This is a genomic window from Serratia sp. TSA_130.1, assembly GCF_052691795.1.
The window spans coordinates 37,851-59,810 of sequence record NZ_JBQZFS010000001.1; the positions used below are offsets into that span (position 1 = coordinate 37,851).

The following is a 21,960-nucleotide window of genomic DNA, read 5'->3' on the forward strand; positions in this document are numbered from 1 at the left end:
CCAGCGCGTCATCGCTACCGTTCACTTCGCCTATCGGAAAATCAGGATGAGAAAACTCACAACGCCGCTGATCGCCGCCCTGCTGCTCGGCCTGTTTAGCCTGCCGGCCGGCGCGCAGGAGAAACCGCAACAAATCACCATCGGTTACCAGAAAGCCAACATTTTTGCGCTGCTGAAATACCGCGGCACGCTGGAGAAAACCCTGGAGCCGCAGGGCGTCAAGGTTCGCTGGATAGAATTCCCCGCCGGCCCGCAGATGTTGGAAGGGTTAAACGTCGGCAGCATCGATCTGGCGGCGACCGGTGACGCCCCGCCGGCCTTCGCGCAAGCCGCCAAGGCCGATCTGGTTTATTTGGCGCATTCGCCGCCCAGCCCGAAAACCGAAGCCATCGTGGTGCCGCAGGATTCGGCGATCCGCTCCGTGGCCGATCTGAAAGGCAAACGCGTGGCGTTGAACAAAGGGTCGGACGTCAATTACCTGCTGGTGAGCGCGCTGGAACAGGCCGGCTTGAGCTACAAGGACATCACGCCGGTCTATCTGCCGCCGAGCGATGCCCGCGCCGCCTTCCAGCGCGGCAGCGTCGACGCCTGGGTGATTTGGGATCCCTACTACGCCGAGGTGGAAACCCATGCCAACGCCCGCCGGCTGAAAGACGCGGAAGGTCTGGTGCCGCACTACACCTTCTATCTCGCCAGCCGCCGCTTTGCCGAAACCTACCCGGACAGCGCCAAGCAGGTGATTCAACAGCTCGGCGCGCTGAGCGACTGGGCCAACGGCCATCCGCAGGAAGCGGCGGCGATCCTCGCTCAGAGCACCGGCCTGGATCAGGCGATTTGGGCCAGAGCCATCGCCCGCATGCCGTTCGGCAGCCAGCGCATGTCGCCGGAGGTGTTCAGACAGCAGCAGCAGTTGGCGGATAAATTCACCGCCATCGGACTGCTGCCGGGTAAGGTGGACGTCAACGCCGCCCGCTGGTCCGAAGATAAGCCCGAGACGCCGTAGCCTTTGCCGCGCTTTGGCTTTAGAAAGCAGAAACCGGCATTTTGCCGCCGGAGTAAGCTGACCTATGCTAACCCTGTGTGATGAAACGCGTTTTCATGGCATGTCTTCCGGAACGTTTTGCTTTATTTGTTCGTCGTGAACCCTGGGCCGCCCCTGACTGGTGCGGCTTTTCTTTTTTGTTCGGCAGTGCCAGCGGCGGGGAATTTTGCTATGTTAACCCGCAGATACGCTTCCCGTTTTCAGCCGCCGGATCGACTCATGTTTACCCACAAAGCAATCGCCGCGCTCAACGCCCTGGAGCTGATGGTTTATAACTACGTCAGCAAACACAAGAATCAAGTGATGTACATGACCATCCGCGAACTGGCCGAGGCCGCCGGCGTGTCCACCACCACCGTGCTGCGATTTTGCAAAAAAATGGGGTGTGACGGCTATTCGGAATTTCGCATCCGTTTCAAACTGTACCTGGAGCAAACCGATGCGCCGCCGGTCGATTCCGGCATCGGCGAAATTCTCAGTTTTTTTAAAAGCGTCAGCAACGATGAATTTAATCAGCTGCTCGATGAAGCGGTGCGGCATATCGCCGCCGCCGAGCGAATTATTTTCGTCGGCATCAGCACCTCCGGCGCCCTGGGGAAATATGGCGCGCGTTTCTTTTCCAACGTCGGAAAATTCAGCACTCATATCGACGATCCTTATTATCCCGTCAACAGCGATATGTATAAAAGCGCGGTGGCGATCATGTTGTCGGTTTCCGGCGAAACCGAAGAAATCCTGCGGCTGGCCAGCCAGTTCAGCCTGCACCACTGTAAAATCATCAGCATCACCAACAACGAAACCTCTTCGCTGGCGCGGCTGGCGGACTTCAATCTGTCTTATCACGTCCCGCAACACTTGATCGGCGATCATCATAATATTACTACGCAAATCCCCGTGCTTTATATTATTGAAACCATCGGCAAGCGCCTGGGAAGAATGAACGCGATAAAATAAAACAGGCTGTTTTTTTATTGTGACAAATCACGTTTTACGGCGATTTGTTATATCGTGACATTTCTTTCGGTCTTGTTACTCTATTGGCAATGCGAGCGTTATTACCCTTCATTAAATAAGATGAGACATTGACGATGAAACAGTTGCCGAAAGATTTTCTGTGGGGAGGCGCGGTCGCCGCGCACCAGGTTGAAGGCGGTTGGGATCAGGGCGGCAAAGGGCCAAGCATCGCCGACGTGCTGTCCGGCGGTTCGCACGGCGTGGATCGCGTGATGACCGACGGCGTGCTCGACGGCTATCGCTATCCCAACCACGAAGCGGTGGACTTCTACGGCCGCTACAAGCAGGACGTGGCGCTGTTCGCCGAGATGGGCTTCAAGTGTTTTCGTACCTCGATCGCCTGGACGCGCATTTTCCCGAACGGCGACGAAGCAACGCCGAACGAAGCCGGCCTGCAGTTTTACGACGACCTGTTCGACGAATTGCTGAAATACGGCATCCAGCCGGTGATCACCCTGTCCCACTTCGAAATGCCTTACCATTTGGTAAAAGCCTACGGCGGCTGGAAAAATCGCCGGGTGGTGGAGTTCTTCGTGCGCTTTAGCGAAGTGGTGATGCGCCGCTACCGCGAAAAAGTGAAGTACTGGATGACCTTCAACGAAATCAACAACCAGAGTAACTACCGCTACCCGCTGTTCGGTTACTGCTGTTCCGGCGTGGACTACACCCAGGAAGACAACCCTGAGCAGACGCTGTACCAGGTGTTGCACCACCAGTTCGTCGCCAGCGCGCAGGTGGTCAAACTCGGCCATCAGATCAACCCGGAATTCAAGATCGGCTGCATGCTGGCCTGCGTGCCGTTCTACCCTTATTCCTGCAAGCCGGACGACGTGATGTACGCCGTGGAAGCGATGCACCAGCGCTATCTGTATACCGACGTGCAAATGCGCGGCTACTACCCCAGCTACCTGCTGCGTGACTGGGAACGCAAAGGGCTGAAGATCGAGATGCAGCCGCAGGACGCGCAGATCCTGCGCGAGGGCTGCACCGATTACATCGGCTTCAGCTATTACATGAGCAATGCGCTGCAGGCCAACGCGGTGGACGGCAGCGACGGCATGTTCGGCTTCCCGGGCAACGTGCCGAACCCGCACGTCAAAGCCTCCGACTGGGGCTGGCAGATCGATCCGGTCGGGCTGCGCTATTCGCTGAACGTGCTGTATGAACGTTACCAGAAGCCGCTGTTTATCGTGGAAAACGGCTTCGGCGCCTTCGACAAGGTGGAAGCGGATGGCCGGATCAACGATGACTATCGCATCGACTATCTGCGTGCCCATATCGAAGAGATGAAAAAAGCGGTGATTGAAGACGGCGTAGACCTGATCGGCTATACGCCGTGGGGCTGCATCGACTGCGTGTCGTTCACTACCGGCGAGTACAGCAAGCGCTACGGCTTCATCTACGTCGATAAACACGACGACGGCACCGGCACGCTGGAACGGTCGCGCAAGAAAAGCTTCGACTGGTATCGTCGGGTGATCGCCAGCAACGGCGAACAGCTGTAACCGCCGCAGTTCAGGGGCGGTGACGCCCCTTCTCGCCCATGCCGCCCGGCATGGGCGTTTTCGCTTATATCGCCGGGAATGGCGCCCCGACATAATTTTCCGCCAGCATCGTCATGGCACTGCGCGATTTCACCGTGTACTGCAGCTCTGAGAGTTGCAGCCGGTGTTCGAAAGGCGTGTCTTCCCGCCGGGTATGCAGCATGTGGGTCATCCACCAGGAAAAATGCTCGGCGCGCCAGACCCGCTGCAAGGCGGTGTCGCTGTAATCGTCCAGCCGTTGCCAGTCGCCTCGCCGGTAAAACGTCTCCAGCGCCTGGGACAACAGGCAAACATCGGCCATGGCCAGATTCAACCCTTTGGCGCCGGTCGGCGGCACGATATGCGCCGCGTCGCCCGCCAACAGCAGGCGCCGGTAGCGCATCGGTTCGGTAACGAAGCTGCGTATGCCCACCACGTTTTTCTGAAATATGCGGCCCTTTTTCAGCGTCCAGCCTTCATGGTTTTCCAGCCGCTGCTCCAACTCGCGCCAGATACGATCGTCCGACCATTGATCGACCTGTTCCGCAGGATCGCACTGAAAATACATGCGCTGCACGCCGGGCGAACGGGTGCTGATCAACGCAAAACCGCGCGGATGGCAGGCGTAGATCAGCTCTTCGCTGGACGGCGGCGCTTCGACCAGAATGCCGAACCAGCCGAACGGATAGGTGCGGGTGTAATCCTGCCGCAGCCCGCCGGGCATCGCCGCGCGGCTGATGCCGTGGAATCCGTCGCATCCGATGACAAAGTCGCAGCGCAGCCGGCGCGGCTGGTCGCCATGACGGTAGTGAACCTCGGGCTGCGCACTGTCCAGCGCCTTCAATTCAACCTGCTCCACCTCGAAAAACAGATGCCCCTGCGCCGCCAGACGCGCGGCGATCAGGTCTTTCAAGACTTCATGCTGGGCATAAACGGTGACGGCGCGCTCGGTCAATCCGGCCAGATCGATGCGGTGCTGCCGGCCACCGAACGCCAAGCGGATCCCCTGATGCCGCGCCCCTTCCCGCCGCATCCGTTCCCCCAATCCGGTCTGCTCGAGCAGATCGACGGTCCCCTGTTCGAGCACCCCGGCGCGAATGGTCGATTCCACCGCCTCCCGGCTGCGCGTTTCCAACACCACCGATTCCACACCTTGCAGGTGCAGCAGATGGGACAACATCAAGCCGGCCGGACCGGCGCCGATGATCACAACCTGTGTGCGCATAGCATGACTCCCTCATAGCATTTTGTTGAGCGGCGCCGGCAGCGCCGGGTAGCCGCCGGAAAGGTGTTTGGCGAACAGCGCCAGCGCCGCGATCAGCGCCGGGATGGCCAACAGCGTGAAAATGGTGCTGAACGACAGCTGCATCTGCATCAGCACGCCACCGCTCATCGCCCCCAGAATGCCGCCAAAACGCCCGAGACCGAGCATCCAGGCCACGCCGGTCGCCCGGCTCTGGGTGGGATAGAACCCGGCCGCCAGGGCTGGCATGGATGACTGGGCGCCGTTCATGCAGGTGCCGGCGATGAACACCGTGAGCGCCATCAGCAGCGGAGAGGTATAGACATAGCCGATGATGCCGACGAACAAACCGGTCAGCAAATAGCCGACGGCCACCACCTTGTGCGGGTTCATGCGATCCATCAACCAACCGATAATCAATACGCCGAGTCCCCCGCCGAGCGGAAACAGCGCGGTGATCAGCGACGCCTGCGTAACGGAGGCGCCGGTTTCACGGATCAGCAGCGGCAACCAACTGGTCAGCAGATAGAAGATCATCAATCCCATGAAGTAAGTCAGACACAGCATCAACGTGCCCAGCAGATAGCGACGCGAAAAGATCATGCCCAGCGGCGACGCTGCCTTTACCTGCCCCTCTTCCTGCAACATGAAGCGCGGCGACGGCGTCATTCGGATCGGCGCAATGCGTTTCAGCACCTTGGCGATGCGCTCTGCGGCATAGCCACGCGCGACCATGAAGCGCACGGATTCAGGCAAGGCGGCGATCAGGACCAGCGCCAGCAGCAACGGCATGACGCCGCCCAGTACCAGCACGCTCTGCCAGCCGAAATGCGGGATCAGCCAGGCGGAAGAAAAACCGCCCAGCGACGAACCGAGAGGGAAACCGCAAAACATCAGATTCACCATCAGGGCTCGGCAGCGCTGAGGGGCATATTCCGACATCAGCGTGGCGGCGTTCGGCATGGCCGCCCCCAGTCCCAGCCCGGTCAAAAAACGCAGCAGCGTCAGCGTCGAAAGCGAGCCGGCGAAGGCGGTCAGCAGGCTGAAGCCGCCGAACAGCAGCAGCGAAATCACCAGCACTTTCTTGCGGCCGATGCGATCCGCCAACGGGCCGGCGGCCAACGCGCCTACCGCCAGACCGACCAGCGCGGCGCTCATTACCGGCCCCAGCGCGGTTTTGTCTATTCCCCACTCCTGCACCAGCGACGTGGCGATGAAGCCGATAATGGCGGTATCGAAACCGTCCAGCGCGACCGCCAAAAAACACAAAGCCAGTATCAACCACTGGTAGCGAGAAAATGGCTGGTTATCGATAAACCCTCGAATTTCTACGTTGTTATCATGCGGCATGGCTTGCTCCTCAGAGAGTGCGGCAAACCTCGCCGCACGGAACAGCCGGCTGCGAGCCGGCGAGAGGGTTAATTTGTGCGATTATCGGAATATAGTTCGTTAATCGACAATCAAATCAAACCACCCCACGGCGAATGCTTCAATATTGTTAAAAAAATAAGCGTGCGATAAACGAACATCAGAAAGCGGTAAATAAAATAATTTTATTTACTATTAATTGGATATGGAGATTTAAGCCGTGACTGCGGCATGGGGAGTTGTGATTTTGTTAACATTTTAAAAACATCATGAGCGCCCGGTCTGACGTTGACCCTGGGCCGGAGGGAACCGGCGCCTGTCAAACCGCGCTCGCCGCCTAAAAACAGGAAACGAGCGCAAGCCTCGGCGCTATTGGCTCACGGCGCCGTTTGCGCGGCGGCGAGGTATTTCGCCATTTCCGCCGTCGGCACCATGCCGCCGCCGGTCGCCCATACCAGATGCGTCGCCTGGGCCAGGCTCTCCGCGCTCACGCCCTGCTCGCTGAGCTGCCGCGCGTGAGCGGCAACGCGCCACGGCCCGGGCATGCCGGCCAGGGCGGAGGGTTCCAGCTGGATATGCTCGTGTCTGTCCAACAACCCGAGCAACGCGAACATCTCTTCGTCGCTCAGGGTGTAAAACGCGCTCAGCAGGCGCTCCATCGCCCGGCCGACAAAGCCGGAGGCGCGCCCCACCGCCAGTCCGTCCGCCGCCGTGCGGTTGTCGATGCCGAGATCTTGCACCGCAATGCCGTCATGCAACCCGCTGTAGACGCCGAGCAGCATGCAAGGGGAATGGGTCGGTTCGGCGAAAATGCAGTGAACATGATCGCCGAACGCCAGCTTGAGGCCAAAGGCGACTCCGCCCGGCCCGCCGCCGACGCCGCACGGCAGATAAACGAACAGCGGATGCTGCGCGTCCACCACGATACCCTGTTCGGCAAACTGCCGCTTCAGGCGGCCGCCAGCCACCGCGTAGCCGAGGAACAGGGTTTGCGAGTTTTCATCATCGATAAAGAAGCAACTCGGATCGTCCGCCGCCTGTTTGCGCCCTTGTTCGACCGCCACGCCGTAATCGTCGGCGTATTCCACCACCGTCACGCCGTTGTCACGCAGCTTTTGTTTTTTCCACGCCCGCGCGTCCGCCGACATGTGCACGCTGACGTCAAACCCCAACCGGGCGCTGATGATGCCGATGGATAATCCCAGATTGCCGGTCGATCCGACGGCGATGCGGTACTGACTGAAGAATTGACGGAACTCGTCGGAAAACAGCCGGGCGTAGTCGTCGCCGATCTGCAGCAGCCCCGCCTCCAGCGCCAGTTTCTCCGCATGCGTCAGCACCTCATAGATGCCGCCGCGCGCCTTGATTGAGCCGGAAATCGGCAGATGGCTGTCCTTTTTCAACAGCAGGCGCCCGCCCAACGTCTGCCCATAGCGCCGATCCAACGCGAGCTGCATGGCCGGGATCGCCACCAGCTCGGATTCGATGATCCCCTTTGTCGGTTGGGTTTCCGGGAAGGCCGCGGCAAGATAAGGCGCGAAACGCGCCAGGCGCTGCTCCGCGTCAGCGACGTCGGCGGCGGTCAACCCGACGTGGGGCAACCCTGCGGCCAGCGTTGTCGCGCGCGGATTGAACCAGGTGATCGGCTCTAGCGCAACCATGCGTTGCAACAGCGGATGCTGGGCGACCCACGATAGGATCTGTGATTTCTGCATAAGTGTCCCTGACTGATGTTGGCGTTGCCGTCACCTTGCCGCGAACGCCGGCGGCTGACAAATGATAAATTCTGAGCTTGAGGTGCACTAGATTGATGCAAGCGCGACGTTAGCCGGCCGTCACGCCAAACAGCAGGCCGACGCCGGAAGAAACCGCCATCGCCAGTGCGCTCCAGACGAGGATGCGCGCCACGCCCGGCAAGATCGGCGCCCCGCCGGTTTTCGCGGCGATGCCGCCGAGAACGCCGAGGGAAATCAGCGCCGACGCCACCAGCGCCGGCCGCGTCCAGGCGACCGGTACCCACATCGCCACCAGCAGCGGCAACAGCGCGCCGAGGGAGAAACTCAGGGCCGACGCCAACGCAGCCTGCAGCGGCCGGGCGCGGGTGGCGGAGGAAATACCCAGTTCGTCGCGCGCGTGCGCCTCCAGCGCATCATGCGCCATCAGCTTTTCCGCCACCTGCCGGGCCAGCGCCGGATCCAGACCGCGATGCACGTAGATTGACGTCAGTTCGCGAAACTCCCCCGGGTAGTCTTCAAGCAGCTCCGCCTGCTCTTCCGCCAGCGCGGCCTTTTCGGTATCCGCCTGCGACGAGACCGACACATACTCGCCGGTGGCCATCGACATCGCGCCCGCCACCCACCCGGCGACGCCGGCGATCATCAGCGTGGAATGCGAGGCGCTGGCCGCCGCGACGCCCAGCAGCAGACTGGCCGTTGAGACGATGCCGTCGTTGGCGCCGAGCACCGCCGCCCGCAGCCAGCCGATGCGTTCAATACTGTGCCGCTCTCGATGCATCCTTTCTCTCCCACGTTCTCTTTCCGCTAGTCCCGCGCCGCCGCTTCCAGGCCGGCGATGTCGATTTTGCCCATCAGCAGCATCGCTTCCGTGACCCGCCGCACGCGCGCGGCGTCGGGGTCGTTCATCAGCTCGGTCAGGCGCCGCGGCACGATCTGCCAGCACAGCCCCCAGCGATCGCGCAGCCAGCCGCACTGCTCCGCCTCGCCGCCCTCGCTCAACGCATCCCACAGCCGGTCAACCTCCGCCTGATCGTCGCATTCCACCATCACGGAAAAGCTGTGATTGAACGGATCCAACGGCCCGGCCTCGATCGCCGCATAGCGCTGGTCACCCAGCGTGAAGGCGGCCAGCTTCACGCTGCCGGCCGGGCCGCTCGGCGTATCCGCCGGCAGGTCGGAAAACCAGTTCACGGATGATCCGGGGATCAGCGCGACATAGCAATTCAGCGCCGCTTCCATGTCTTTTTCAAACCACAGATGTTGCGTAATTCTGGCCATCTGCGCCTCCTTTACGCATCGAGGATCGGCGCGAAACCGCCGAAGATCATGCGTTTGCCGTCGAACGGCATCTCGCCCAGCGCTTTCATGCGCGGATCGTTCATCATTTTCTCATTGGCGGCGTCGCGCACCGCTTTGGAGGGGTACTCTATCCAGCTGAACACCACCACTTCGTCTTCCTGGGCTTTCACCGCGCCGCGAAAGTCGGTGAGCTTGCCATCGGGCACGTCATCGCCCCAGCACTCCACGATGCGCGTGGCGCCAAACTCTTTGAACAGCGGCGCTGCCGCCGCCGCCAACCGGTGATAAGCCTCCTTATTGGCGGCCGGCACCGCCACCACAAACCCGTCTACGTATTTCATTCTGGCATCCTCTTGTCTGATTAAGGACAGTCGGTTCGGCGCAGGCGGAAATGCCCGCGTCCCTTACCAGTTTAGACCGCAGGCACGCAGCGCGGATCGGAAGTTCAGCGGCCGTGACAGGCCGGCGGAGACGATTCCGGTGTGGCGACCCGGTTGCGGCCGGCGTTTTTCGCTTTGTACACCGCCAGATCCGCCAGCTTCAGCAGATCCGCCAGGCTTTGGCCGGAACCGCCCGGGCAGGTCACCATGCCGATGCTGACGGTGATCTGCAGCGGATGCCCGGCCGGCATGAGGATAGACTCCGTTTCGATGCGTTGCCGCAGGCGTTCGGCCAATTGCCATCCCTGCTGCGGCTGGCCGAGCGTCGAAACGATGGCGAACTCTTCGCCCCCCATGCGGCCGAACAGGTCACCGACGCTCAGATCGGCGGCGATCGCGCGGGTAAAGGCCATCAGCGCCTGATCGCCGCCGGCATGGCCGAAACGGTCATTAATCGATTTGAAATAGTCGATATCGAGCATCATGACGCACACCAGCTCGCCCTTTTGGTCTATCAACCGTTCGCCGCGTTGCATAAACGCATTGCGCGTCAGCACGTGCGTCAACGCATCGTGATTCGCCACGTGCTCCAGCGTGCGCAGCAGCGCATTGCGCGCATAGTTCATGCTGGCCACGGCGATGGGCCCCAGCGCCAGCAGCGCGATGCCCAAACGCATCGATACCGCGTTTTGCAACACCTTCATGTCGAGCGTCGAACTCAACAGCCCGAAATCAATAGCCAGATGGCACCACAGCACATAGATCAGCACCGCAATCATGGTGCAGAACAGTGAGAAGGACATCGCCAGCCACAACAGCACCGGCATGGGAAAGATCACCGCCCCGGGGCCGCCGATCAGCACGCTGCACACCGCCGCCAGCAACAGCAGCGCCAATACCGTGAGTTTTCGCCCCGCCCGCGGCCATTGGCTGCGCTGGGTGAACATGGCGCCGGCCGCCGCAAGGCGACGTCGCCAATCGCCGGGAAACGCCAGAATAAACGGCATCAGCGTGACGTAATTGGTGAACTCGGACGAGAACCACAGCGCCAGCGAGGTCAGATAGGGTCTGCCGAACAGCCACTGCGAAGTTACGGCGCCCACCGCGCCGGTCGCGGCGGCGGCGGCCAGGCAGATGCCGAACAGGTACATGCTGGACGTGCCGCGTTGCAACATGCGCGCCGGCGGCGACAGCCGCATGAACAACAGATACCCCACCACGACGCCGGTCAGATTGGCGACGTTCAGCAGCAGCGTCTTTTCCAGCGAGCTGCCGGTCAGCAGATCCGCCGCCAGATACCCCAACACCGCCATGCCCCAATCGGCGCGCGTGGCCCACCGTGAGCGGCGCACCAAAACGGCCAGCAGCACGGCGTTAGCCGGCCAGAATATCGCCAGAAAACTGCCGGGCCGGCTCACGATGCCCAGCAGACACAGCGCGAACACCAGCAAAAAAAAGCTGAGCGCGGGCCAGATTTTCCGGGTATCGGACAACGAGGTGGTTTGCATCTTGGATCCAGAGACTTCCGCTAGCGTAAGGTGACAGTCTTTGCGTGTCACAACCGTCGACGATGAGGAGAAGATAAACGGCCGACCCGCCTATTATTGCCAGTTTTTCCTGCCCGGACACCTGTTTATTCATCAAGGGAAAATATATTTGTGTATCAATATATTGACAGGAATCACCCTTCCGACGAACAAACTGCCGCGTCCCTCCCGTCACTGCGATCGTTATTGCCATCCATCCGAATTTTTACCGGCAAAATCGCCGTCTTTTTCCCTAATGACAAAATTAAATCGTGCAATGAAGGGATACCGGTATTCCTCTCTATTCAAAACCTATAAATGATAATTATAATGATAATTGTTACTATTTATTATTTTTTCATGGAATTATATGCACCAGTCAGTTCTTCGCCGCCCCAACAAAAACAAAAAAAATCACGTTTTCCGCACGCTGCCCCTGATCGCCAGCCTGTTTCCCGCCCTGACGATCGCCGCCGCGCCCGACGCAAAAAAGGAAGACGCCATCACTGTGACCGCCACCGCCCTGCCTGCCGGCAGCTATAGCGCCGATACCGCCTCAACCGGCAGCAAAACCGCCACGCCAATCGGTGAACTGCCGCAATCGGTCAGCGTCGTCACCTCTCAGGTCATTGACGACTTCCAGGTCAAAAGCGTCAATGATGCGATGAAGTTCGTCAGCGGCGTCACCCAGGGCAACACGCTCGGCGGCACCGAGGATGGCTTCGTCAAACGCGGGTTCGGGGTTAACTCCGACGGCTCGGTCTTCATCGACGGCGTGCGCAGCAACCAAGGGCTGAGCATGGACGCCACCACCGATCGCGTCGAGGTCCTGAAAGGTTCCGCGTCGCTGCTGTATGGCATCCTCAGCCCCGGCGGCGTCATCAATCTGATCAGCAAAAAACCGCAGTATGACTGGAACACCCGCATCAGCGGCGCCACCAACAGTTTTGGCGGCGGCAGCGGCAGCGTCGATGTGACCGGCCCGCTGGGCGGCGGCTTCGCCTTTCGCCTGATCGCCGAACGCCAGCACGCAGATTACTGGCGCAATTTCGGCAGCGACGAACACACGCTGATCGCCCCCTCGCTCAGTTGGTTCGGCGACCAGGCTTCCTTTAACATCGCCTACAGCGAATACAAGTACGACATTCCTTACGATCGCGGCACCGCATTTATCGACGGCAAACCGGTCGATGTGCCCTATAACCGCCGCTTGGATGACTACGCGAACCATGCCTGGGGCAAGAACAAACGTCTGAACGCCCATTATGAGTACGCGCTCGATCCGATCTGGACGACCCGGTTCAACTACGCCTGGCTGCAACGCCATTACGACAGCAACGAAGTACGCGCCACCGCGGTCGACACCACGACCGGCATCGTCTCACGCCGCGCCGACGCCAACCGCGGTTTCAATCATCAAACCCACTATTACTCCTGGGATCTGACCGGTTCGCCCCAGCTGTTCGGCATGCAGCACGACCTGCTGCTGGGCGTGGACTACGAGAAAAATCAGACCTACAAGGCCTATTCCTACCGCGGCAAGGTCTCTAAGACCTTCAACATGTACGATCCGGTGTATGGCGAAACGCCGGTCACCGACAGCACCACCTACAGCGACGCGTCAAGCAACCTGCGCGCCACGCTGTTCAGCCGTTCCCTGTACGCCAAGGACAGCATTCATCTTACCGATCAATGGATCGCGGTGCTGGGCGCGCGCTATCAGTCGTATTACCAGAACAACAGCAACGGTTTCCAGAAACCAAAAAATACGCTCAATGACAAAGACGACCAGTTTTTGCCGCAGGCGGGGTTGGTGTATAAGCTGACGCCGAGCCTGTCGCTGTACGGCAATTACAGCCGTTCGTTCACGCCGTCCACCGCCATCGACGACAATGGCGACGTCGCCACGCCGGAAACCGGCACCACCTATGAGGTGGGCGGAAAATGGCAGATCACCCCGGCGTTTGACGCCACGCTGGCGCTCTATCGCATTGATGAAAGCAACATGTCGATCTTTATCAACGGCGTGACCCGCAGCATCCCCAAAGCGCGCTCCACCGGCGTCGAACTGGAGTTGAACGGGGAAGTGGCGCGCAACTGGGATCTCACCGCCAACTACAGCTACGACAAGACCGAAATTGTCGAAGACAACCTCAACCCGGACAACGTCGGCAATCGGCTGGTCAACGCCCCAACCAACATGGGCGGCCTGTACCTCAGCCGCCGCATGACATTGCCGGTGGTGCCCGGCGAGGTGCGCATTGGCGGCGGCGCGCGCTACGTCGGCCGCCGAGCCGGCGATCCGGAGAACAGTTTCACCATGCCGGCCTATACCGTGGCGGATGCCTTTGTCGCCTGGGACAGCAAGCTGCTTGGGAAACATACCCAGCTGAAACTGAATGTGAAAAACCTGTTCAACCGCGAGTACTATGCCTCCAGCGCCGGTAATTTACGCGTGATTGAGGGTGAACCGCGCAGCCTAAGCCTGCAGGCGACGGTCGATTTCTAACCTGTCATGCCTTGGGCGCCGTTTGGCGCCCGTTTTCTTTGCGCCGGCCGCGGCACATCACATCGGCGAGAAAATCCAGCAACGCGCGGTTGAACAGCGCGGGCCGCTGCAGCGGCGCGAAATGGCTGACGCCCGGCAGCGTCGTCAAACGGGCGCCGGGAATGCTGCGGCTAAGATAGGCGGCATGTTCGGCGCGGATAAATTCATCGTGTTCGCTGTGAACGATCGTCACCGGCACGCGAATGGCCGCCAAATCCTGTGCGCGGTAGTCCGGCTGGCTGCTCATCATCAGGCTCACGGCGGCGACGAACGCCTCGAAATCGTCCGGCGTCGGCGACAAGGCGGCATAGTCCTGCGCATGGCGCGCAAAACAGCGCTCGACGATCGGGCTGGGCGCCAACGGTTTAACGCCGCTGGCGTCCATATTGCAGCCGAAGAAAAAAACGCCGTCCACCTGCCCGGGCGCCTGATGGGCGGCGATGAGCGCGACGCAAGCGCCGTCGCTCCAGCCCGCCAGCGCGGCGTGGGGTATTTGCAGCGCCGCCATCACCGCCAACAGATCATCGGCCATCCGATCGTAACGATACGGCCGGGCGTCGCGCGTGCTGCGCCCGTGCCCGCGGCTATCGATGAGCAACACCCCGTACCCGGCGGCCCGCAATGCCGGCAGCTGATACCCCCAGTTGCCGCTGTGGCCCAGGCCGCCGTGCAACAGGATCACCGCCGGTCCGTCGCCATAGGCGGCATACCAAATACGCGCGCCGTCGTGGTCTATATAACCCTGCCGGGCTCCCGGCGGTAAGGGCGGCGCCCCTAACGCGGCAAAGCGCGTCAAATCGTCGTCGATGTGCATCTTTCCCCCCTCGTTCGCCGGCGCGGTGCGGCGAAACGGCATCCAAGGAGTATAGATCGCACTGGCGGGCGGTAGCGTTCGCTTTCCCGACATATACTTAAAGGAGGAATCGCAATGGAGGACGGAGAGATGAAAAAGATAACGCTGGTGCTTTTGACGTTGTTGCTGAGCGGCTGTATCGGCGGCGGCGGCGGCCCGTCGAATGCGCCGCCGGCGTCGCCGAATGAGCCCTACACCTGCAGCAACTCCGGCGCCAACAGCGACTGTTCGCAGTCCGTGGAGCCGTCGATGTACTAGCCGCGTTCGGCGGGCCGTTGATGAACGACCCGCCGCCTCATGGCAGAACTAGGAAGAGTGTTCCTCTTCGTTAGCCTGATATCGTGTCGCCTGCTGCTTCATGAACACCACCTCCTGCGGGCTGGACAGGCTCACTTCCTGAGCGCGCAACAGCTTGAGGATGTTAAACAGCAGTTCACTCTTGGTGGCGCCGACCATGCGCGGGCTCGGCACATAGCCAGTCACGCTCAGGATAATGCCGTCCGGCCCCAACTGGCTGAAGCGCACGTAAGGTGCCGGCGTCTCCAGAATGGTTTCGTACTCGTTGTAAGCGCTCAGCAGGATATTGCGCACCTGCTCCGGATCGATCGAGGTCGGGAACGTCAGCGCAATGGTCACCACGCCTTGCGCGTTGCCCATGGTGGCGTTACGTACGTTCTGTGAGATCAGCTGCGAGTTCGGTACGATCATGGTGGAGCGGTCGCTGAGCTGAATTTCGGTGGCGCGTACGTTGATGCGCCGCACGTCGCCTTCCACGCCGCCGATGCCGATCATATCCCCGACCTTCACCGGGCGTTCGGTCAGCAGGATCAGGCCGGAAATAAAGTTCTTCACAATCTCCTGCAAACCGAAACCGATACCGACCGACAGGGCGCTGACGATCCACGCCAGGTTGCTCCACTGGATGCCCAGCGCCGCCAGGGTGATCAGAATGACCAGCACATAGCCGATATTGCTGAACAGCGTCACCAGCGAGGCGCGGATGCCGACGTCCGAAATGGTCTTCGGCAGCAGCTCAGAGCCCAGCCAGCGCCGCACCGCGCGCAGGATGTAGATGCCGATCGCCAGGCAGATCACCGCGTTGAGCAGGTTGCCTGGCACGATGTTGAAACGCTGCAAGCCTTCGCCGGTCAGGATCGAGACGATTTTCTCCATCAGCGAGCCCGGCGTGGTGCTGCCGAACGAGCCGTTGAACAACGCGACGATCATCAACAGCAACAGCGAACATTTGGCCAGCGCGGTGGTGATGATCGCCACCTGCTCCAGATGGCGATCCTTGAAGCTGAGCGTTTTCTTCAGCATCTTGCCGCTGACGGTCTGCGGCGAAAACAGTGCGGCGCACAGGTCAGTGGCGAACAGCACCATGAAGTAGAACGCCATCAGCACCAGCACCACCCAGATGAGCTGGTAGGTCAGGAAGCGGGCAAAAGCGATATAGCCCACGAGCAGTGAAAGCAGGATCACCACCGAACACACCAGGGTGACGATATGCACCAGCCCGCCGACCAGCGTGCGTTTTTCCAGGTGCGCGCCCTGCTGCTCCAGACGGCGACGAATGCGCTGGCCGCGCAGCGGCGCCGCCAGCAGCACCATGCCGATCAACCCCGCCACCAGGCCGTTGCCGAAGATGGTGGTGGCCAATGAGGCGCTGACGACGTTGTTGATAAGCTCCACGGTGCCGAACGCCAGCGCCAGACCGGCCAGCAGCGGCGAGAAGTAACGCAGCCCGGCGGCCACTTCATTGTCCAGCGAAGCCAAACGCCACGACGGACGATTCAGCGACAGCGCCGCACGCCCCAGCCCGGCGATCAGCGCGCAGAAAATCCCCAGACGGTTAAAGCCTTCGGCGAAGTCTTCCAGCATCACCGGCAGCGGCTGCACGCGGATAAAGACGTAATACAGCAGGTTCAGCGCAATCGAGGTGGTGATCACCGTCACTGCCACGGTGATGATCGCCATAAAGCTGCGGCGCAGGCGCCCGTCCGGCAGGAAGCGAATGCTGACCCAGGCGAGGAAACGCTCGGACAAATAGCGCCCCCAGGACCAGACGATCACCGCCAGCGCCAGCAACGCCAGCGTGCCGTACCGCCATTCGTCCTGCCAACTGGCGTCCCAGGCCGCTTTCATCTCGGCGTTGAACTGGTCCAGCCGCTGCACGTCATCCGCTGACGGCTGCACGACCGGCGTCCAGAATTTGACGCCCAAAATGCTGCCGGTGTTCAGCGCCAGCTGGGTTTTGAACGCCACCCGGCGCAGATCGCTGATCTGCTGGCCCAGGTCGAAGGCGCTGGTCTTGATGGCCTGCGCGCGTTTTACCGCATCGTCCAACTGCTTCTTGCTGCTGTTCAGCGCATTGCGCTGCTGGGCGACGGCGGGGGTTTCCGGCAGCGCGCCGGCCGCCGGGGCCGGTCCCAGCACGTCCAGCTGCGCCTGCAGTTTTTCCTGCACCGGCTGCAGATCGGCGGACAATTTATCCATGCTGGCGACCAGATCGTCCGTCGCCAACCGCAGCTTGCTGAGCTGGGTGTCGGTCGTCGCTTTGGAAACCAGCTGCTTCATGCTGTCCAACTGCTTTTGCGCGGCTTTCAACTGCGTAGCGGGATCGGGCGCGCTTTCGGCGGCGGGATCATCCTGGGTGGCGGCGACGGCGGCGAACGGCGTCAGTTGCATACCCAACAGCAATAATAACAACAGCAGGAACGGGCGAGGCTTTAACATAAATTCAGTGCTCAGCATCATTATCTGATAGACAGACGAACAGGCGGCGGATGAACCGTCGCTTAACCATAAACGCTAATTATAATAGCTGCTTAATGTCGGCCGAAATACAGTAATTATTCCCATTGTGTGCCACGCGCCCGCGCTCGCCTTAGCTTGCTGATTATTCGGGCGCTTTTACACTGGCGATACGGCATGAAGCGCTCTATAATCCAGCCACCGATTAACCTGCAACCAATAAAAGGAGACTTACTATGCTGACGTGTGAATTGGTTTTTCACTCACACTTCTTTGGTAATCGTCGCCGCTCAAGCATTACCGGTATCGCGCTGCGATAACCCAGCTTGAGCGAAGCTTACTAAAATCCAGGATCTTCCCTCCGGCTTACCGGGTTATCGTCAGCAATGTTTGACGATAGGCATTGTTATGCCTGTAACTCTTGAGTAAGCAATGAGCACATTACTGTCTGCACAATCTGTCGGTTACGACAACGCGTTCGGCGTCCTGCTGAGCGAGATTTCCTTCAGCCTGAAAAAAGGCGACCGCATCGGTTTGATCGGCGATAACGGCTGCGGCAAAAGCACCCTGCTGCAAATTCTCAGCGGCGACCTGCCTGCGCACACCGGAACGGTGACATTGTCACATCAATGTCTGATGGCGCGCATCGAGCAGCACCTGCCGCCGGAACTGCACGCCAGCACCCTGCTGGATGCGGTGCTGGCGCGGCTGCCTGCGGGCCAATACCTCAGCGAACGCTGGCGCTGCGAAGCGCTACTGGCCGAGCTGGGGTTTGAACCGGCGAGCTGGATGCTGACCGCCGGCACCCTCAGCGGCGGCCAGCATACGCGGCTGCTGTTGGCGCGCGCGCTGATCCGCCAGCCCGATCTGCTGCTGCTCGACGAACCCAGCAACCACCTGGACCTGCCCACGCTGCTGTGGCTGGAACAGTTCTTGCGTAACTGGACCGGCAGCTTCGTGCTGGTGTCGCACGATCGCTACCTGCTCGACCAGGTAACCAACTGCACCTGGATCCTGCGCGACAAAACGCTGCAGTTCTTCCGTTTGCCCTGCTCTGCGGCGCGCACCGCGCTGGCGGAACAGGACGCCGCGGACGAACAGCGGCGCCACGCCGAGCAAAAGGAAATCGACCGGGTGGAAAAAAGCGCCAAGCGCCTGGCGACCTGGGGCAAGGTCTACGACAACGAAGATCTGGCGCGCAAGGCCAAGCAAATGGAGAAGCGCGTCGATCGGTTGAAGGAAGAACAGACCACCCTGACCGCCGGCAGTCCATGGCGGCTGCGGCTGCAGGGAGAAGCGCTGGACGCCGATCGCCTGCTGGCGCTGCCGCACTGGGCGGTGCGCCCGGCGCCGGATGCGCCGGTGCTGTTCAGCCTGGAACATCTGCGCGTGAAAAGCGGCGATCGCATCGCCATCGTCGGGCGCAACGGCTGCGGAAAATCGTCGCTGTTGCGCCTGCTGTGGCGCGAGTATCAGCAACAAACGCAGCGCCCGGCGCTGTTCCATCCGCGCGTGCGTATCGGCTATTACGATCAGAGCCTGCAACAGCTGCGCGATGAAGACACGTTGAGCGAAGCGCTGGCGCAGTTTGCGCCGCTGACCGAGGAACAGCGGAAAATGGCGCTGATCGGCGCCGGGTTCCCTTACCTGCGCCACCATCAGCAGATCCGTTCGTTGAGCGGCGGCGAGCGTTCACGGCTGCTGTTTGTCGGCCTGACGCTGGCCAACCATTCGTTGCTGCTGCTGGACGAGCCCACCAACCACCTGGATATGGCGGGCAAAGAGGAGCTGGCGGAAACGCTGAGTCAGTTCCCTGGCGCCGTCATGCTGGTCACCCACGATCGGATGCTGATCGAACAGAGCTGCAACCGCTTTTGGCTGATAGACCAACAAAAACTGGAGGAGTGGCACGATCTGGCGCCGGTGTACCAGCGTCTGGCGGGTGAAACGCCGGCGCTGCCGACGGCGCACGAGGCCAACGCAGACGCCCCGACGCCAAACCCGCAGTTGGAAGGCGAAGAGGCGTTGCTGACCGCCCTGTTTGCCCTCGAAAGCAAACTGGAGGCCGACCTGGCGCGTAAACCGAAGCATCAAAAACCGGAGCTTCAGGCGCGCTGGCGCCGCGAGATTGCCGACATCACCGCCCGGTTGCATCTGGGCTAATCCCACAGGCCGCCGCCCGGCGGCCTGTCAGGCTATTGATAAAGAGGGGAAAAAGCGTGGTTTTCCCCTCTTTGTGGTGATCAGTCGAAAATCAATAAATTGCTTTTCCTTGTTTTTTATTCGGTGCTCTCTGCCAACCCGGCAAGGGTATAAGGTTTGTCATCAATCTCACAGGCCGCCCGGCGGCCTGTTTTTTCCTCTTTGCAAAACCGTGTGCCGCCGGCGGCTTGAGGCGCGACACGCAGCGCTTTTGTTATCCGCAGCGCTGAGCGACACATTACTTTCATCATTCTCTGGCAGGCTACTGCCATTCCTTTTTTTCGTTATCAGGCACTCCATGACGTCACTCTCTCCACGGGACATCGAGGCGCGCTACCGCTTCGCGCGTGAGATCGCCCGCGCCGCCGCCGATCTCGCCTTCAGCTTTTACCAACGCCGGCAAAGCCTGGCCGTCGAGTTTAAACAGGGGCTGCAGGACGTGGTCAGCGAGGCCGATCGCCGCGTCGAAGCGCTGATCCGCCGCATGATCAGCCGGCGCTTTCCTCAGGACGGGTTTCTCGGCGAGGAAAGCGGCAGCACCGGCGAAAACGCCGCCTGCGTTTGGGTCGTCGATCCGATTGACGGCACCGCCTGCTTCCTGAACGGATTGCATACCTGGTGTATCGCGATAGGCGTGGTGATCGACGGCGAGCCGACGATCGGCGTAGTCTACGATCCCAACCACCGCGAGATGTTCCGCGCCTGTCGCGGCCACGGCGCCTTTCTCAACGGGGAACCGATCGGCGTGCATGCCGGGCGCAGCGTCGCGGATGGCGTGATGGGCGTCGGGATTTCACCGCGCGCTTCAGCGGCGGAATTCAGCGGCTTTCTCTGTCGCCTGCTGCAGGCGGGAGGGATGTTTGTGCGCAGCGGCTCCGGCGCGTTGATGACCGCCCAGGTGGCCGCCGGTCGGCTGCTGGGCTATTACGAACCGCACATGAATGCCTGGGACAGCCTGCCTGGGCTGGTGCTGACGCGCGAAGCCGGCGGCGTGGCGAATGACTTTATGCACCACAACGGGCTGCGACGCGGCAACCCGCTGCTGCTGGCCAACGCGGCGCTCTATCCGCAATTGGCCGAGCTGATTCAAACGCCGGGCTTGATCGGCTCGACGTGCCCTATCGCGCGTGAGATGGCCGGATAAAGCGCGCGCAGCCGCCGCTCGACCCGATCGACCGCATCGTGCGCGGCGGCGATGGTTACCGCCGGCGACACCCGGCAGTGGAAGTTGACGATGATGCCGCCGTCGGTTCTGCGCGCCCGGATGTTGTGCACGTCTTGCACCTTATCCCCCTGCTCCAGCGCCGACTGCAAAATCAGCCGGATATCGGCCAGCTCGGCGGCGGAAACATCCTCGCTGGCCAGCCAGTGCGGCGTCTGCGGCTCCAGATGGGTCTCTATCTCGGTGTCCTCGCCGATCGCCTGACGCAGGATCCCTTCTATCTCCGTGGCGATATCATGCGCCTGCGCCACGCTGGCGTTGGCCGGCACCGCCAGATCCATGCCGATCGCCATGTGCGTCGGCAACTGCTGCAAGGTGACGTTCTGCACCTGCGCGCCGTGATTGGCGGCGATCGCCCGAATGCGCGTCGCCATGTCTTCGTCGCTGCGGGTCTGCGGCACCGCGATGACGGTAAACTCCGCCTTGGCATACTGCTGCCGCAGCCGTTCGACGATTTCTCGCTTCAACGCATCGATGCGCTCCAGCGGCAAGGTGCGGCACACCGCCACCGTGATCTCGACAAACAGTACGGCGCCGGCGTTGCGAATACGCACGCTGTCGCAGGCCAGCACCGCCGGGAAGCTGTCCAGCGTGGCGCGAATCGCCTCGGTGGCCCCGGCGGGCGCGGCATCCATCAGCGAGTCGAAGGAACGTTTACCCAGTTTGATTGCCGCGACAAAGATAAAACCGGCGACGATCAGCGCGGCGATGGCGTCCGCACGGCCAAAGCCCAGCAGCACAAACACCATGCCCAGCAGCACCACGCCGGACGAAAGCATGTCGGAGAAGAAATGCAGCGCATCCGCCTCCAGCGCCGCGCTGTCGGTCGCCTTGGCGACGCGGTTGAGCGCCCGCACGCGGAAAAAATCGACGCAGATGGAAATCAACAGCACCGCGATCACCACCGGCGCCGCGACTATCTCATGCGGTTGCCCGAGCAGGCTGCTGCCCGCCTCGTAGACGATCCAACCGGCGGCGCCGAGCAACAGCAACACCTCGAACAGCGCCGCCAGGTTTTCCACCTTGCCGTGGCCGAAGTGGTGATCGTCATCGGCGGGTTTATCGCTGATGCGCACCGCCAGCCAGGTGATGCTGGTGGCGATAAAATCGGTGAAAGAGTGGATCCCTTCGGATATCAGGCCAATACTGCCGGTAAAAATGCCGGCGACGAATTTGCCCGTGGCCAGCAACCCGCTGGCGATCATCGAGTTTCTGGCCACGGCCTGTTTTTCATTTTGCATTATGCTGCT

17 protein-coding genes are annotated in these 21,960 nt (G+C 61.1%); 7 read left to right on the forward strand and 10 right to left on the reverse strand.

What is annotated here, in order from left to right; genetic code table 11:
• The first annotated feature begins 46 nt into the window (after positions 1-46).
• The 3 genes from ACUTQY_RS00165 (at position 47) to ACUTQY_RS00175 (ending at position 3,561) form a co-directional block, all read left to right on the forward strand.
• Positions 47-1,003, forward strand: coding sequence for a sulfonate ABC transporter substrate-binding protein (locus ACUTQY_RS00165; protein WP_046687083.1), 957 nt, complete (start codon positions 47-49; stop codon positions 1,001-1,003).
• A gap of 258 nt (positions 1,004-1,261) precedes the next feature.
• On the forward strand, positions 1,262-1,996 hold the full coding sequence (locus ACUTQY_RS00170) for a MurR/RpiR family transcriptional regulator (RefSeq protein ID WP_033643147.1): 735 nt from the start codon (positions 1,262-1,264) through the stop codon (positions 1,994-1,996).
• A gap of 128 nt (positions 1,997-2,124) precedes the next feature.
• Positions 2,125-3,561 carry a 6-phospho-beta-glucosidase gene (locus ACUTQY_RS00175; protein WP_122016607.1) on the forward strand — a complete coding sequence of 479 codons (1,437 nt, stop codon included), beginning with the start codon at positions 2,125-2,127 and terminating at the stop codon, positions 3,559-3,561.
• 64 nt (positions 3,562-3,625) lie between these two features.
• Here ACUTQY_RS00175 and ACUTQY_RS00180 read toward each other — a convergent pair whose 3' ends face one another.
• The 7 genes from ACUTQY_RS00180 to ACUTQY_RS00210 form a co-directional block, all read right to left on the reverse strand.
• The gene (locus ACUTQY_RS00180) at positions 3,626-4,804 is read right to left on the reverse strand and encodes a 4-hydroxybenzoate 3-monooxygenase (RefSeq protein WP_046687085.1); all 1,179 of its coding nucleotides are present in this window, start codon (positions 4,802-4,804) and stop codon (positions 3,626-3,628) included.
• Positions 4,805-4,816: 12 nt separating this feature from the next.
• The gene (locus ACUTQY_RS00185; RefSeq protein ID WP_046687086.1) at positions 4,817-6,172 is read right to left on the reverse strand and encodes an MFS transporter; all 1,356 of its coding nucleotides are present in this window, start codon (positions 6,170-6,172) and stop codon (positions 4,817-4,819) included.
• Between the two features lie 395 nt (positions 6,173-6,567).
• Positions 6,568-7,905 carry a D-serine ammonia-lyase gene (locus ACUTQY_RS00190; protein WP_046687087.1) on the reverse strand — a complete coding sequence of 446 codons (1,338 nt, stop codon included), beginning with the start codon at positions 7,903-7,905 and terminating at the stop codon, positions 6,568-6,570.
• Between the two features lie 109 nt (positions 7,906-8,014).
• Positions 8,015-8,704: a VIT1/CCC1 transporter family protein gene (locus tag ACUTQY_RS00195; protein WP_046687088.1), complete on the reverse strand. Its 690-nt coding sequence runs from the start codon at positions 8,702-8,704 to the stop codon at positions 8,015-8,017.
• A gap of 26 nt (positions 8,705-8,730) precedes the next feature.
• Entirely contained in the window at positions 8,731-9,204 is a 474-nt protein-coding gene (locus ACUTQY_RS00200) for a VOC family protein (RefSeq protein ID WP_046687089.1), read from the reverse strand.
• Between the two features lie 11 nt (positions 9,205-9,215).
• Complete coding sequence (locus ACUTQY_RS00205; protein WP_025302905.1) at positions 9,216-9,566, reverse strand: DUF1428 domain-containing protein; 351 nt, start codon at positions 9,564-9,566, stop codon at positions 9,216-9,218.
• A gap of 104 nt (positions 9,567-9,670) precedes the next feature.
• Complete coding sequence (locus ACUTQY_RS00210) at positions 9,671-11,113, reverse strand: GGDEF domain-containing protein (protein ID WP_046687090.1); 1,443 nt, start codon at positions 11,111-11,113, stop codon at positions 9,671-9,673.
• A 388-nt stretch (positions 11,114-11,501) separates the two neighbouring features.
• On the opposite strand from ACUTQY_RS00210, the gene ACUTQY_RS00215 reads away from it, so the two are divergent.
• Positions 11,502-13,640 carry a TonB-dependent siderophore receptor gene (locus tag ACUTQY_RS00215; RefSeq protein WP_445583305.1) on the forward strand — a complete coding sequence of 713 codons (2,139 nt, stop codon included), beginning with the start codon at positions 11,502-11,504 and terminating at the stop codon, positions 13,638-13,640.
• Positions 13,641-13,644: 4 nt separating this feature from the next.
• Here ACUTQY_RS00215 and ACUTQY_RS00220 read toward each other — a convergent pair whose 3' ends face one another.
• On the reverse strand, positions 13,645-14,493 hold the full coding sequence (locus tag ACUTQY_RS00220) for an alpha/beta fold hydrolase (protein WP_033643153.1): 849 nt from the start codon (positions 14,491-14,493) through the stop codon (positions 13,645-13,647).
• Between the two features lie 129 nt (positions 14,494-14,622).
• On the opposite strand from ACUTQY_RS00220, the gene ACUTQY_RS00225 reads away from it, so the two are divergent.
• A complete protein-coding gene (locus ACUTQY_RS00225) occupies positions 14,623-14,790 on the forward strand; it encodes a hypothetical protein (RefSeq protein ID WP_226886075.1) in 168 nt (55 codons plus the stop codon).
• Positions 14,791-14,838: 48 nt separating this feature from the next.
• Here the strand turns inward: ACUTQY_RS00225 and ACUTQY_RS00230 are convergent, their stop codons facing one another.
• Positions 14,839-17,268 carry a DUF3772 domain-containing protein gene (locus tag ACUTQY_RS00230; RefSeq protein ID WP_169539598.1) on the reverse strand — a complete coding sequence of 810 codons (2,430 nt, stop codon included), beginning with the start codon at positions 17,266-17,268 and terminating at the stop codon, positions 14,839-14,841.
• A gap of 450 nt (positions 17,269-17,718) precedes the next feature.
• On the opposite strand from ACUTQY_RS00230, the gene ACUTQY_RS00235 reads away from it, so the two are divergent.
• Together ACUTQY_RS00235 and ACUTQY_RS00240 are read left to right on the forward strand one after the other, a co-directional pair.
• Positions 17,719-19,449: an ABC-F family ATP-binding cassette domain-containing protein gene (locus tag ACUTQY_RS00235; protein ID WP_046687091.1), complete on the forward strand. Its 1,731-nt coding sequence runs from the start codon at positions 17,719-17,721 to the stop codon at positions 19,447-19,449.
• Between the two features lie 337 nt (positions 19,450-19,786).
• Positions 19,787-20,632 carry an inositol monophosphatase family protein gene (locus tag ACUTQY_RS00240; RefSeq protein WP_046687092.1) on the forward strand — a complete coding sequence of 282 codons (846 nt, stop codon included), beginning with the start codon at positions 19,787-19,789 and terminating at the stop codon, positions 20,630-20,632.
• Here ACUTQY_RS00240 and ACUTQY_RS00245 read toward each other — a convergent pair.
• On the reverse strand, positions 20,575-21,951 hold the full coding sequence (locus tag ACUTQY_RS00245) for a cation diffusion facilitator family transporter (protein ID WP_033650337.1): 1,377 nt from the start codon (positions 21,949-21,951) through the stop codon (positions 20,575-20,577). The genes ACUTQY_RS00240 and ACUTQY_RS00245 overlap by 58 nt on opposite strands.
• Between the last annotated feature and the right edge of the window lie 9 nt (positions 21,952-21,960).